Annotated in this window: 13 protein-coding genes; 3 read left to right on the forward strand and 10 right to left on the reverse strand. The window is 65.5% G+C overall.

Annotation, left to right across the window (positions count from 1 at the left end):
* Positions 1-10 precede the first annotated feature (10 nt).
* From M5J20_RS08530 to M5J20_RS08545, 4 genes are read right to left on the reverse strand one after another with little or no spacing between them, the layout of a single operon-like run.
* A complete protein-coding gene (locus M5J20_RS08530; RefSeq protein WP_253578522.1) occupies positions 11-745 on the reverse strand; it encodes an amino acid ABC transporter ATP-binding protein in 735 nt (244 codons plus the stop codon).
* Positions 746-1,417, reverse strand: coding sequence for an amino acid ABC transporter permease (locus M5J20_RS08535; protein WP_253578525.1), 672 nt, complete (start codon positions 1,415-1,417; stop codon positions 746-748).
* Positions 1,401-2,060 carry an amino acid ABC transporter permease gene (locus M5J20_RS08540; protein WP_253578526.1) on the reverse strand — a complete coding sequence of 220 codons (660 nt, stop codon included), beginning with the start codon at positions 2,058-2,060 and terminating at the stop codon, positions 1,401-1,403. The genes M5J20_RS08535 and M5J20_RS08540 overlap by 17 nt, the downstream gene beginning before the upstream one ends.
* 3 nt (positions 2,061-2,063) lie before the next feature.
* On the reverse strand, positions 2,064-2,942 hold the full coding sequence (locus tag M5J20_RS08545) for a transporter substrate-binding domain-containing protein (protein ID WP_253578528.1): 879 nt from the start codon (positions 2,940-2,942) through the stop codon (positions 2,064-2,066).
* 194 nt (positions 2,943-3,136) lie between these two features.
* Between M5J20_RS08545 and M5J20_RS08550 the strand changes: the two genes are divergently transcribed.
* Positions 3,137-3,421: a type II toxin-antitoxin system TacA family antitoxin gene (locus M5J20_RS08550; protein ID WP_253578531.1), complete on the forward strand. Its 285-nt coding sequence runs from the start codon at positions 3,137-3,139 to the stop codon at positions 3,419-3,421.
* Positions 3,309-3,926, forward strand: coding sequence for a GNAT family N-acetyltransferase (locus M5J20_RS08555; RefSeq protein ID WP_253578533.1), 618 nt, complete (start codon positions 3,309-3,311; stop codon positions 3,924-3,926). Before M5J20_RS08550 ends, M5J20_RS08555 begins: the two co-directional genes overlap by 113 nt.
* Before the next feature lie 7 nt (positions 3,927-3,933).
* Here M5J20_RS08555 and M5J20_RS08560 read toward each other — a convergent pair whose 3' ends face one another.
* The 6 genes from M5J20_RS08560 to M5J20_RS08585 form a co-directional block, all read right to left on the reverse strand.
* A complete protein-coding gene (locus M5J20_RS08560; protein WP_253578535.1) occupies positions 3,934-7,908 on the reverse strand; it encodes a Pls/PosA family non-ribosomal peptide synthetase in 3,975 nt (1,324 codons plus the stop codon).
* Between the two features lie 534 nt (positions 7,909-8,442).
* Positions 8,443-9,168: a hypothetical protein gene (locus M5J20_RS08565; protein WP_253578537.1), complete on the reverse strand. Its 726-nt coding sequence runs from the start codon at positions 9,166-9,168 to the stop codon at positions 8,443-8,445.
* An 8-nt stretch (positions 9,169-9,176) separates the two neighbouring features.
* The gene (locus tag M5J20_RS08570; RefSeq protein ID WP_253578539.1) at positions 9,177-10,181 is read right to left on the reverse strand and encodes a hypothetical protein; all 1,005 of its coding nucleotides are present in this window, start codon (positions 10,179-10,181) and stop codon (positions 9,177-9,179) included.
* Between the two features lie 146 nt (positions 10,182-10,327).
* On the reverse strand, positions 10,328-11,359 hold the full coding sequence (locus M5J20_RS08575; RefSeq protein WP_253578541.1) for a hypothetical protein: 1,032 nt from the start codon (positions 11,357-11,359) through the stop codon (positions 10,328-10,330).
* A 111-nt stretch (positions 11,360-11,470) separates the two neighbouring features.
* Positions 11,471-11,914 (reverse strand): MarR family winged helix-turn-helix transcriptional regulator, encoded by a 444-nt coding sequence (locus tag M5J20_RS08580; RefSeq protein WP_253578543.1) that lies wholly within the window; start codon positions 11,912-11,914, stop codon positions 11,471-11,473.
* 81 nt (positions 11,915-11,995) lie between these two features.
* A complete protein-coding gene (locus M5J20_RS08585; RefSeq protein WP_253578544.1) occupies positions 11,996-12,313 on the reverse strand; it encodes a rhodanese-like domain-containing protein in 318 nt (105 codons plus the stop codon).
* A 23-nt stretch (positions 12,314-12,336) separates the two neighbouring features.
* Here M5J20_RS08585 and M5J20_RS08590 point away from each other — a divergent pair, with 23 nt between their 5' ends.
* Positions 12,337-13,131 (forward strand): sortase family protein, encoded by a 795-nt coding sequence (locus M5J20_RS08590; protein ID WP_253578546.1) that lies wholly within the window; start codon positions 12,337-12,339, stop codon positions 13,129-13,131.
* Positions 13,132-13,261 lie beyond the last annotated feature (130 nt).

Genomic DNA, 13,261 nt, shown 5'->3' on the forward strand with positions numbered 1-13,261 from the left:
CGCCCGCCCGCTAAAACACCAGCTGGTTGAGGAAGCGCTGGGCGCGTTCGCTCTGCGGGGCGGTGAAGAACGCGTCCGGCTCGCCGACCTCGACGATCTGGCCGGCGTCCATGAACACGATGCGGTCCGCAACCGCGCGGGCGAAGGACATCTCGTGGGTGACAATCAGCATGGTCATGCCGTCGCGCGCCAGGCCGACAACCACCTCGAGTACCTCGCGGACGATTTCGGGGTCGAGGGAGGCGGTGATTTCGTCGAGAAGCAGTGCCTTCGGCTGCATCATCAGCGCGCGCACGATGGCGACGCGCTGTTTCTGGCCGCCGGAGAGCTCGCGGGGGCGGGCGTCGGCTTTGTCGGCGAGGCCGACGCGCTCAAGCAGTTCGAGAGCGCGCTCGCGGGCGGCGGATTCGTCGGCACCCTGGACCACCTTGGGGGCGAGCAGCAGGTTCTTCATCACCGTGAGGTGCGGAAACAGGTCGTAGGACTGGAAGACCATGCCGACGTCGGTGCGAACGTCGCGAAGCTTGGTGCCCGCGGCCGTGACCTCGTGCCCGGCGACGGTGATGGTGCCGGAATCCACCGGCTCCAGGCCGTTGACGGTGCGCAGGAGCGTGGATTTACCGCAGCCGGAGGGGCCGATGATGGCCACGACCTCGCCTTTGGCCACGGAGAGGTCGACGCCGCGGAGGGCCTGGTGTCCGTTGGGGTAGGTCTTATGAACGTCGTGAAGCGAAATAAGCTCCATTTAGCGCCACCTTTCCTCGAGTTTGCGGGCGGCGAGCGAGATGGGGAAGCACACCGCGAAGTAGAGCAGGAAGACCACGCCGTAGATCCAGAGGGCGGCGCTGGGGTAATCGAAACGGTTCGCGTCGATGATCTGCTGCGCCACTTTGAGCACCTCGACGACGCCGATGAGCGCGACCAGGGAGGTGGTCATGATCATGCGGTTGGTCAGGTTGATTGTGAGCGGCAGCAGGCCGCGCACTGCTTGGGGGAGGACGACGTGGCGGTAGAGGTCGCGGCCCTCGATGCCGAGCGCGGCCGCCGACATGTACTGGTGCTGCGGCACGGCCTGGATGGAGGCGCGCACGAGGTCACCCATCTCCGCCGTGCCCCAGAGGGTGAAGACGATGACGGCGGCGAGGCGCGCGTCGAGGTTGATGCCGAAGCCGCGCGTGAGGTCGAAGTACACCAGAAACAGCAGCACGAGCTGCGGCATGATGCGCACAAACTGCAGGTAAATCTGGGTGATGAGCTGCACGGCGCGGTTCTTGGACGTCATGACGATGCCGAGGAGCGTGCCCAGCACGATCGAGAGCCCCATGGATGCGAGCGCGATCTGCACCGACACCCACAGCCCGCCGAGCAGGCGCGCGAAGTTATTGCCCTGGGCGAGCACCTCAAGATCCGAAAACATTCGCGCGCACCTTCCTCTCGACACGGCCGGCGATCAGCGAAATCGGCAGCAGAATGATCAAGTAGAACGTGACCAGCAGAAACAGCGCCTCGCGGGTCTCGTACGTCTGCCCGATCTGCTCCTTCGCCGTGTACACCAGATCCGGCAGCGCGACGATGCTCACCACCGACGTCTCCTTGATCAGGAACACAATGTTCGCCGTCAGCGCCGGCAGCGCAATCGCGGCCGCTTGCGGGGAGATCACGTGCCGCAGCGCCTGCACGCGGCTCATACCCAGGCTTAACGACGATTGCAGCTGGCTCTCCGGCACCCCCTCCAGACCCGCCCGGATCGCCTCACCCATGTAGCTGCCGCCGAGGAAGCCCAGGCCCACCACGGCGCAGGTTTCCGACGACAGCACAATACCCAACTTGGGCAGGCCGAAGTACAGGAAGAACAGCTGCACCAGGAGCGGCGTGTTGCGTGACAGCTCCACGTACACGCTCACCAGCTGGGAGAGCACCGGGACGCGAAAGAACTTCGCGCTCGCGCACACGACGCCGACGAGAAATGCCAGGAGAATGCCTTTGGCGGCAACCCTCACTGTGAGGACTGCCGCCTGGGCATAGACCGGGATGTTGTCGGCTACGACCGAAAAATCCACGATTTAGAGCTTGCCGCCCTCGACGACGAGGTCGTCGGCGGAGACGGCGTCGCCGTACACCGGCTTCAGAGTCTTGTCGTACGCCTGGTGGAAGAAGTTCTCCTTGCCCAGCTCGGTGAGCTCGTTGTTCATCCAGTCGCGCAGGTCGGTGTTGCCCTTGGCCACGGCGCCTGCGATGGTGTCGGTGTCGCCGAGGGACGGGATGGTGGTGGAGAAGCCCGGGGTGTTCGCGGCCCAAGCGAGGGCCTCGGTGTTGTCGGTGACCCAGGCGTCGCCGCGGCCGTCGATGAGCGCGTTGGTGGCCTCGGTGTACTGCTCGAACTTGGTCAGCTTCACATCCGGGTGGTTCTTCTCCAGGTACGTCTCCGCGGTGGTGCCCTTGACCACGATCACGTTCTTGCCCTTGAGGTCCTCGACCTTGTCAATCGGAGCCTTATCCGGGGTGACGGCGCCGAGGGAGACCTTCATGTAGGGGTTGGCGAAGTCCACCTTCTCCTGGCGCTCCGGGGTGACGGTGAAGTTCGCGAGGATGATGTCCACCTTGTTGGTGTCCAGGAACTCGACGCGGGAGGCGGCCTCAACCGGCACGTACTCCACGTTCACGCCGAGGTCCTCGCCGAGGCGGTTGCCGTACTCGATGTCGTAGCCGGCGTACTTGCCCGCCGAATCCACGTAGCCGAACGGGGCCTTGTCGGAGAACACGCCGATTTTCACGGTGCCGTCGTTCTGGATGTCCTCGACGGAGCGGTAGCCGGCGCTCGCCGCGGGCTTATCGCTTGCCGACGACGTGCTTGCCGACTCCGAGTTCGAGCACGCCGTCAGGCTGGCTGCTGCCAGGAGTGCTGCGAGACCGGCGGCGATGCGGGTGCGGGTGTTAGACATATCGGTCTACTTTCTTGGTCGACGTCGGCGTGAGCTGGGCTTCGTTCCGACGCTTGGCGAACTAACCTGTGCGCTTAAAGTACACCACTCTGTCTATTTTCAAAACCTGGGGTCGGTTGAGGGGAAAGGGCATTGCCTGTTCCCCGTAGATGTACGTACAATGTGTGTACAGAATCTACTGAAGGGGAATTCTAATGACCATCAAGGATCAGAGACTCAACCTGCGAGCTACCTCGGACCAGAGTGAGGTGCTGCGACTGGCAGCGGAAGAGTCGGAAGTCTCTGTGACGGAATTCGTGCTTCGTAGCGCGATGCACGAGGCGGAAATGGTGCTGGCGGATAAGCGCAGATTTGTGCTGACCGACCATGACTTTGACGTCTTCCGCCAATCACTCGACAGGCCAATCAGGGTTGACAAGCTTGCCGCGCTCTTTGCGGAACCTAGCGTGTTCGGGCGGGAGATCAATCTTGAGCGCTGACAATGTCCTCCATGCGCCGAGGAGGCTCGAGAAGTCGGACAATCGAAGCGACTTTCAATCTGGCGAACCGTCGCTAGACATTTGGTTTCATCGCTATGCCTGGCAGAACCAGCGAGCCAGAAATTGTGTCGTGTACGTCACCACGTGGAATGGGCAGGTGATGGGCTACTACGCTGTCTGCACCGGCAGCGTGGAAAAGGAGTTGGTTCCCGCCGATTTTTCTCGCGGCAGACCCCGCGAAGTTCCCGTGGTTATCCTGGCCCGCCTTGCGGTGGACACCAGGGCACAAGGTTTGGGAATCGGACGAAGCCTGCTCAGGGATGCTCTTTCAAGGTGTCTCGCTGCATCTGAATCAGTGGGTGCCGCGGCTCTCGTGGTTCACGCATTGGATGAACGAGCTAAGGGGTTCTATCTGGCGCATGCTGATTTCGAGGAGATGCCCGGGGAGCCGCTCCACCTCATGCTCCCCATTGCACAGATCGCGCGGGCATCGCAGTCCACCTAAGTGACCCCTACGTGGCCTCGACGGGGTTGCCCTGCCACGCCGTGGCGGCCGGTACGACATCGCCGCGCATGACGAGGGAACCGGGGCCGACGGAAGAGGTGTCGCCAAGCGTGGCCCCCGGGAGCATCACCGAGTTGAGGCCGAGGGTGGCACCCGCGCCAACCTCGACGGGCGCAAGGGACATGACGCGGTCCTGGAACAGGTGCGTCTGCACGACGGTGCCGGGGCCGACGGTTGCGCCCGGGCCGACGCGGCAGAGGTCCGTCTCCGGGAACCAGTAGGACTCCACCCACGCACCGCGGCCCACCTGCACGCCGAGGGCGCGCAGCGCGAGGTTCATCTCGGCGGTGCCGCCAGCCCAGTTGAAGAACCAGGGGGCGGCCAGCATCTCCACGAACTGATCCTGCAGCTCGTTGAGCCACACGAACCAGGAGTACAGCGGGTGCTCGCCGGCGCGATGCTTGCCGACGCACACCCACTTCACCGCCGCCGTCACAGCGACCGCCACGGCGCCGAACGCCATCCAGAGCAGCCCGCCGAGCAGCAGCGCCCACAAACCGAAGCGCTCCACCAGCGAGAATGCGCACATCGCGAACGCACCGGCGACGAGGCCCTGGGCGGCGGGGGCGAGCAGGCGCAGCGTCTCGATGAGCCCGCGGCGCGCCCGCATGCCGAACGTCGGCGCGAAGGTCGCTGCCTCGCCCTCGCCTGCGGAAACCTCCACGCGGCGCATGCGCTCCGGCGGGGAGCCCCACCAGTTCGACCCGGCCTTCGCCTTCTTCGGGGCGGCGGAAAGCACGGCCACCAGGGACCCGCGGCCGACCTTGCGGCCCGGCGCCACAACGCCGGAGTTGCCGACGAAGGCGCGCTTGCCGATGACGCTTTCGTCGGCACGCATCCAGCCCCCGGAAAGTTCGTAGGGGCCGATGAGGGTGTCGTCGGCAAGAAATGCGCCCTCGCGCACCTCGGTGAGTTTCGGCACCATGACTGCGGTGGAGACCTCCGCGCCGCGGCCGATGCGCGCGCCGAGCGCACGCAGCCACACCGGCGTGAGCAGGCTGGCGTAGAGGGGGAAGTGGCGGTTGCGGGCGTCGTCCATCAGGCGCGTGACCGTCCACAGACCCCAGCCGGGTGCGCTGCGCACGGGGTGGGTGCCGGGCTTCACGCTTATCGACGCCAGTCTTACCCCAACAAGCGTCAGCACCAGCCCGGCTGCCTGGAAGATCAGGCCGCCAAGCGCCGCACTGAGAAGCGGCCGGCCGGTGGCGAAGGTGAGGATGACCGCGCCCCACGCGGCGAGCGCGACGCTGACCACCGGGATGAGGCCGATGCCCAGTGCGCTCAGCGCGTACGCGGCCTCCCACTTACGGCCCGCCGGCGGCGCCTCCTCCGGGAACGTCTGCTTGGTCTTGCCCACCTTGCGCGCGGGCGAGCCGGCCCACCGCTTCTTCACCGGTTTGCGGCCGGTGACGGTGGAACCGGGTTCAACCTCGGCGCCGTCGCGGATGTCGGTGCCGGGCATGAGCGTGCTGCGCGTGCCGACGCGGGCGCCCTCGCCAATCGTCACCGTGCCGACGCGCAGCTCGTCTCCGTCGATCCAGTAGCCGGAGAGATCCACCTCCGGCTCGAGGGACGCGCCCTCGCCGATAGTGGCCAGGCCGCTGACCGGCGGCAGCGTCTGCATGTCGACGTCCTTGCCCACGCGGTTGCCCAAAAGCCGCGCCGTGGTTTTCATCAGCGGCGTGGCCGAGACGTTGAGCGCGCCGGAGGCCTGCAGCCAGCGCTCCGCGGCCCAGAGGCGCAGGTGCGTCGCGCCGCCGCGCGGGTAGGAACCCGGTTTGAGGGGGCCGCGGAACCCGTCGCGAATCAGCCGCGCGCCGAGCGCGCCGATGGGCACGCGGCCGAGCGGGGTGCACAAAAGGACCCAGAGCGCGATGATCGTGCCGGCTGCCGGGCCGGTCGCCGGCCAGACCAGCAGCATCGCCAGCATGATCCAGAGGATCGGGGTGGCGGCGCGCAGCGTCATAATGGGGATCAGCGCGAGCGTCTGCGCCACATGCGTGCCCGCGGACACTGGGGCGACGTCGCGGTTGCGGGTGGGTGCGACGGGTTTCGACGCGGCGTCGATACGCTGCGCCAGCGCGCCGAGGCGGGGGTGGTCGTAGAGGTCGCGGACTGCGAACGTCGGCACGCGGTCGCGCAGGCGCGCAACCAGCGCCGCGGCCGCGAGTGAGGTGCCGCCGAGGTCGAAGAAGTCCGCGTCGACGCTGGTCACGTCCGTGCCGAGCACCTCGACCCACTGCTCCGCCACCCAACGCTCCGTGTCCGTGAGGCCCGCGGCCTCGACGGCGGCGGGCAGCGGCCACGGCAGCGCGGCCTTGTCCACCTTGCCGGAGGTGCGCACGGGCAGCTCGTCCAGAATCGCGATGCGCGGCACCAGCGCCGCCGGCATCACCTCGGTGAGCTGCGCGCGCATGGTCGCCGGATCGAGCTCGGTGCCCGGGTCGGGGGAGACGTAGCCCACCAGCACCTTGTCGCCGCCCGGCAGCTTCTGCACCGCGACGGCGCTGTTGTACACGCCCGGCAGCGCCGCGACGTTCGCCTCGACCTCGCCGAGCTCAATGCGGCGGCCGCCGATCTTGACCTGGTCATCCGCGCGGCCGATGAACGCGAGGCCGTCGTCGGTGGCACGCACGTGGTCGCCGGTGCGGTACGCGCGCTCCCACTCGTCGAGCGGGGCGTACTTCTCCGCGTCCTTCGCCGGGTCCAAGTAGCGCGCAAGCCCCACGCCGCCGATGACCAGCTCGCCGTCCGGCTGCACGTGCAAATCCCAGCCGTCGAGCGCCCAGCCGATGGTCACGGGCTTGCCGGGCTCGAGCTTCGCGGCACTGGCCACGACGGTCGCTTCCGTCGGCCCGTACGTATTCCACATCTCGCGCTCGGCGCTGAGGCGGTCCGCGAGCTCCTGCGGGCAGGCCTCGCCGCCGACGATGAGCAGCCGCACCCCGTCGAGCGCTTCCGCAGGCCAGAGACCCGCGAGCGTCGGCACCGTGGACACGACCGTGACGTCGCGGCGAATCAGCCACGGGCCCAAGTCCTGGCCGCTGCGCACGAGTGAGCGCGGCGCCGGCACCAGGCACGCACCGTGGCGCCACGCCAGCCACATCTCCTCGCAGCTCGCATCGAACGCCACGGACAGGCCCGCCAGCACGCGATCCTCCGGCCCGAGCGGCTCGTCCTGGCAGAACAGCCGCGCCTCCGCGTCCACGAACGCCGCCGCCGAACGATGCGTCACCGCCACACCCTTCGGCGTGCCCGTCGAGCCGGAGGTGAAAATAATCCAGGCGTCGTCCTCGGGCATTGGCTTTTCGACGTTCGGTTCCCCACGCCGCAGCACCCGAAGACCCTGGTCAGTGAACAGGGCGTCAATGTTGGCTTCGCCGAAGACCAGGTCCGCGCGCTCCTGCGGATCATCCGCGTCCACCGGCACGTACGCCGCGCCCGCGAACAGCGTGGCCAGGATGGCCACGTACAGGTGGCGCGTACCCGACGTCATCCGGATGCCCACCCGGCTGCCGCGGCCGATGCCGTTCTGGTTCAGCGTCGTGGCGAGGCGCTCGACCTCCTCGACCAGCTCCGCGTACGTGAGGATGCCGGCGTGGTCGTCGTCTTCGTCGTCGGCGTTGGCGTGCGGGTCGGCGTGCGCGTCTTGCTCGTCGTCCTTGTCGCGGGTGCCCGCGCCGCCGTCGTCGATCGCGGCAGCGTCCGGGTACTGCGCAGCCGTGGCCAGCACGATGTCCACCAACGTGCGCGACGACGGCGCGAGATGCCCACGCAACAGTCCCTCCGCGTGCGCGGGGTCCGCCGGGGTGGTGGTGGCGGTTGGCGCGGCGTCAGCGACGGCGGGTTGCTCAGCGGCCCCCGCGGCGACGTTATGCGCTGGGATCTCGCTCGGTTCGGATCCTTGATCTGGTTTTGACATAGCCGACACCGTAGTTTGCCTCGCTGTTTACGGCAATTCGTTGGTGTGCGCCCACGAATTTCCGGCGGCCGGACGGTGGGCATCGGGCACGGGGTTCGCTGCGCGCGCCCGGGCTGCAAACCCGGCTATTTGCTGAACGGTTTAGCTGGGTTTGTGGCCGAATGGGGCTCAAACCGGGGCATCAGGTGACTAAACCCGGCTATTTTCCGAACGGTTTAGCCGGGTTTGTGGCCGAATGGGGCTCAAACCGGGGCATCAGGTAACTAAACCCGGCTATTTTCCGAACGGTTTAGCCGGGTTTGTGGCCCCAGAGTCCTGGGGTGGGAGGCGGTGCGGCTGATGGCGCGCGTCTGGCCAGTCGGCCCCTCGCGCCGCGCCCACCAGGCCAGTGGCGCCCACAGGTCCGCCATGCCTGCCAGACCCAAAAGGGGTGAAACCCAGATGGTGAAAAACAGCCCCGTGGGCCATTTATTCACCATCTGGGTTTCGCGGTGTTGGTCTCACCCTCTGGCGAAGCGGAGGGCCCGCAGAACGCTACCGACCGAACGTCGGCAAGAAGCCTGGCAGCGCGAACGATGCCAGCCCGACCAGGGCAGCGACCGCCGCGATCACGCCAACGACGATGCCGACGATCTTGCCGGCAGACAGCTCGGGGTAGAACACCGGCTTCGTGGCCGGCTGATCGGTAGACGGGGTCTCGCTGGTCTCCGAGCCCTCGCTCACCGACCCTTCGCCCTCCGACCCCTCGGCCTTCCGCGCGCGAGCCGCTTCGTCCAGGGACTTGACGATCAGCTCAATGTATGCCGGATCGTGCTTCAAGATCGGCTTAAACTCGCTGGCCAACGCAATCGCGTCCAACTCGCTCTGCTTCTCCGCAGCCTCATCGAGCAGTTTCTCAAGCGCACCCGTCCCGAACAGCTTCTCCGCCTCCGCATGTCGGGCCGCACCCTTCTCGCGAATCCCGGCCCAAGCGTCGCGCTGTGCAGCTTCATCGCCGGCAGCCTTTGCTTGCTCGAGACGCTTCACCGCCGCTAGGAGAGCTTCCTGCTTATCGACGAACGGTTTTCGAATCCGGTCGAGCTCTTCGTAGATCCGATCGAGCTCCTGCTCGAGCTCCCGGACCTGCTCCTGGGTCGCTTTCTGCTTCGATGCAGCCACAGCATTAGTCGGCAGCTCAAGCGCCTCCTCGGCAGACGCCGGGACAACAAACGCAGTGGAAACGAGGGCAGCCGCCAGGGCTGCAGTGGTGATCTTTTTCATGTCAGCTCCTATACGCCCGGCAGGAAGTTCTGCAGGTTCGGCAGCACGAACGTGCCCAGGCCAATCAGCGTCACCAGCACTGCAATCACGATGGCCGCGATTTCAGCCGGCTTCAGCTTCTTGGCGTCGTCACCCGTCGCACCGTTTTCTGCACCCTGCTTGCTTGACGACGAAAGACTCGAGCCCTTCTTCGGATTCTTCGCGCCGTCGACGAGCTTTTGGCCCTCGGTGACGGCCTTCTCCGCCTCGTCGAGCTTCTTCTTCGCGTCCTCGACCTGCTTGTTGGCGTTGGTCAGCTCGGTCTGCTTCGCATCCAGGGCGGACTTCGCCGCCGCCGTCTTCTGCTTCACCTCGTTGATCTCGGCGAGCGGGCCGGCGAGCTTCTTCTCCTCGGTGGCGAGCGCCTGCTTCGCGGCGGTGTCCTTGGTCTTAGCCGTTTCGCGGGCGGATTGTGCGGCCGTCAGGCGGGCCTCAGCAGCTTCAACCAATTGTTTGGCATCCGCGGCTTCCTTTACAGCTGCGTCCCGAACATTCTTCGGGGTGTTTTCCCCAAGGTTGTCGACATAACCGTTCTTGGTTTTGAGCACCTGTTGCTTTTCAACCAGATCGTCCTGAGCAGCCTTCACCTCGTTCTCAGCGGCCTCCAACACCGATGCAGCCGCATCCGCCGCCTGTTTCTTCGGCTGATAGTCGCGGTTCGCGTCGTTGAACGCCTTCTCCTTCGGCTCCTCGGCCTTCTTCGCGTCGTCGTAAGCCTTTTGCAGCGCCGGAAGCGCATCCTGTGCAGCCTTGACCTTCTTCTCAGCGTCCTCGACTGCCTTCTTGGCGTCGTCGCGCTGCTTCTTCAGGTCGGTCAGCGCCTTCTCAGCAGCCGCGATGAGCTCCTCGCGGGTCGGCTCGGTCTTCGTGGTGTCGGTCTGGTTCGTGGTCTCGGCGGCGAACGCGGTCGGGACGGTGACGGAGGTAGTAGCGATCGCGACAGCGACGATGCCAGCACGCAGGGTCTTCTTCACGGGAACTCCTCGGGATCGGATGGGGGCTGCACTAAAACTTAGTTGCACCTTGCTTATCGACGCTCCCTTTTCAGCCGCTACCTTCCCCACAAACCAAAAACCGGAGCAACCCCAGCGGGGCGCTCCGGTGATTTCCGAGCAGCGGACTAGAACGGCAGCTGCGGGAGGAAAGCCTGTAGCTGGGGCAGCAGGGCTGCGCCCAGGCCGAGCACGGCAACCAGCGCGCTGACCACGATGACCGCGATGCCGAACGGCGTGAGCTTGTCCCCGTCCTTGAACGCCGGGAGGCTGGAGCCCTTGCCCTGGTTCTCCTTCTGGGCTTCAAGTTTTGCGAGGTTCGATTCGGCGATCGTTACGAATCCCTCCGCCGTGGTGAACAGCGTTTGCGCAGTCGGCAGCTGTTTCTTCGCGTCTTCCGGGTTTAGAACACCGGCCTTGAGTGCTGTTTCCGCACGCATTGTTGCCCGCTGTGCCTCGGCGTATGCATCCTCCAAGGGACGAACCTCTACCGAGGCGAGAAGAGATGCGTTGGATGCCTGAGTCTTCTTCGATTCGGCAGCTTCAACGGCCTTCTCTTTCCCGGCCTGCACTGACTTCGCATCATCGAGCTCCTTTTTGAGTCCGTCTACCTTTCCCTTTGCCTCGTCAATTTGAGCCTGGGTCGGTTCACCCTCGGTCGCCGCCGTCGCTTTAGAGAGAGTATCTGCCTTGGTATGAGCGTCGGTCTTCTTCTTTACGTCTGCCTTGGCCGTCTCCAGCTCTTGCTTAGCGGTCTTCAGTGCCTCGTCGGCTGCCTTCTCGTCGTTCTTTGCGGTCGTCAGCTTGGTGTTAACTGCGTCGTACTCGGCCTTCTTCGTGGCCTCGGCCTTCTTCGCGTCGTCGTAAGCTTTCTGCAGTGCGGCAGACGGCTTTGCCTCACCCTTGATAGCTTCTTCGAGACGCTCGACCTCAGCCTTTGCAGCATCGCGAACGAGCTTTGCCGTTTCAAGCTTCTGCTTTGCATCCTCAATCTGCTGGTCGAGCGTCAGCGGAGCATTCGTTGCAATAGCAGTATCTGCGCCAGAGGTACCACCAGCGGCATCGCCCTCGGCGGCGAACACCACCGGGGCGTTGACAACGGTCACGGAGCTTGCGGCGAGAGCGGCGGCGAGGATGCCTGCGCGCAGGGCTTTCTTCATGGAATTCCTCAACAATCGAGACAATCGAGCGTGGCAGGGATGCACGTTAAACGTACATACTTCCCAGCTCATCGTGAAGCTTGCCCCGGGGATTACACGGAAATCCCGCCCCTACTCCCCCTCCTCGGTGAGGATCGCCTTCGACAGCTGCTTCAGGGACTTCAGCTGCTTGTTGGTCGACATGTCGAGGGCGCGGTCCTCGGCGGCGGCGACCTCTTCCATCAACGACGCGTGCGCCTTCGCGCCCTTCTTGGTGGGGGTGACAATCTGGCGGCGTCGATCGTCGGGGTCGCGGTCGCGCTTCACCCACTCAAGCGCCTCGAGCGAATCGATGAGCCGCACCATGTCGGAAGCGTCGATGACCAGCATTTCCGACAGCTGCCGCTGCGAGAGCCCGTGCTCCATCACGCAGCTGAGAATCCAGTACTCGCGCATGGTTGAGCCGCGTTTCGCCAGCGTGCGCTCCACCTCGTCCTTCGTGTGGCGGCGCACGCGCTCGATCTGAAACGACGGCGACCGGGTGAGCGAACTGGGCAGCTCAGCTGATTGGGACATAACCCAAGCGTAAGCAAAATTCGCGGGGGACGTAAACGATTTGCCCCACCAACTATGGGGCTTTCGCTTGCCGACGCCCCTTTACCCGCGCTCCTCCTGCTCCAGGGTCTCCGTTTCCATGCCGGCCTGGATCCAAGCCTGGGTGCCGCCGGCGACGTTGATCACGTTGTCCCAGCCCAGCGCGTTCTCCAGGTACTCGGCCGCCTGAGCGGAACGCCCGCCGCTCTTGCAGATCAGGTAAATGTCCTGGTCCGGGTCGATCTGGTCGGCGTGCATGACGAACTCGCTCAGCGGCAGGTTGGTCGCGCCCTTGGCGTGGATTTCTGCGTACTCGTCCTTTTCGCGAACGTCGATAAGCTGTGCCCCGGCGGGGACGTCTGTTACTGCAACTTCTTTCATGGATGCGAGTGTATTGTTTCCGCATGGCCGGCGATACGTATGTGCCGCGGCGACCCCCTGAGCTGCCGCGATCCGAACGCCACCCCGCGCCGCACCGCAAACCCCCGACGCCGCGCTGGGTGTTTCACGTGCGCCGCGCGGTCGCGCTGCTGATTCTCGCGCTGCTGATCTTCGGCGTGGTGCGCGCGTGCGGGGGCGGGGAGGAGCAGCCGGAGCCGGTGGCCGAGACCACCGCCGAGACCCCCGCCGAGACTGCAACGACGGCGCAGCCGACAACGCCCGCCGAGGCGCCGCCGGAGATCATCGACCAGTCGCGGCCGGTGGAGATGCGCATCCCCGCCGTCGGCCTGACCGCGAAGTTCGAGGACGCGGATTGCCGAGTTGTGGACGGCGCGATCGATCCGGGTCCGTTGAATAAGGCGTGTGCGTATACGAGCGTCGATAAGCCCTATCAGCTCCCCGGCACGCACACGTCGGACGTGGTGGTGCTGGCGGGGCACGCGGCGGCTGGGGTGCCGGCGGTGTTCGACAAGTTGTACAACCCGTCTGCCGAGGAGCACACGCTCAAGATCGGCGACGTGATGTACCTGCGCACCGCGGAATCCGGGGATTGGTGGCTGAAGTACCAGGTCACGGACCTGCATGATCCCGACAAGTCCGCGCTTGGGGGCGATCCCGCGATTTGGGGCACGCAGGCCACGCCCGGCCGCCTGCTCACGATTTCCTGCGTGCAGCCCGCGAACCCTTTCGAGGATTCGGTACGCAACGCCGTGATCGGCTGGCGCTTCGAGGGTGTGTCGCTTGACGACGCTTCCTAGCAACGAACCTCCAGCGCACAGACCCGAACGCCCCCCTATGTGGGGGCATTTTCGCGTGCGTAACACGAGGGGCTAACGGGACTTGTGTGACGAATGTGAATTCTGTGACTAGAGTGGTTGAAAGTCTAAA

Origin of the sequence: Corynebacterium stercoris, assembly GCF_024160105.1 — a bacterium.
Classification (GTDB): Bacteria; Actinomycetota; Actinomycetes; order Mycobacteriales; family Mycobacteriaceae; genus Corynebacterium; species Corynebacterium stercoris.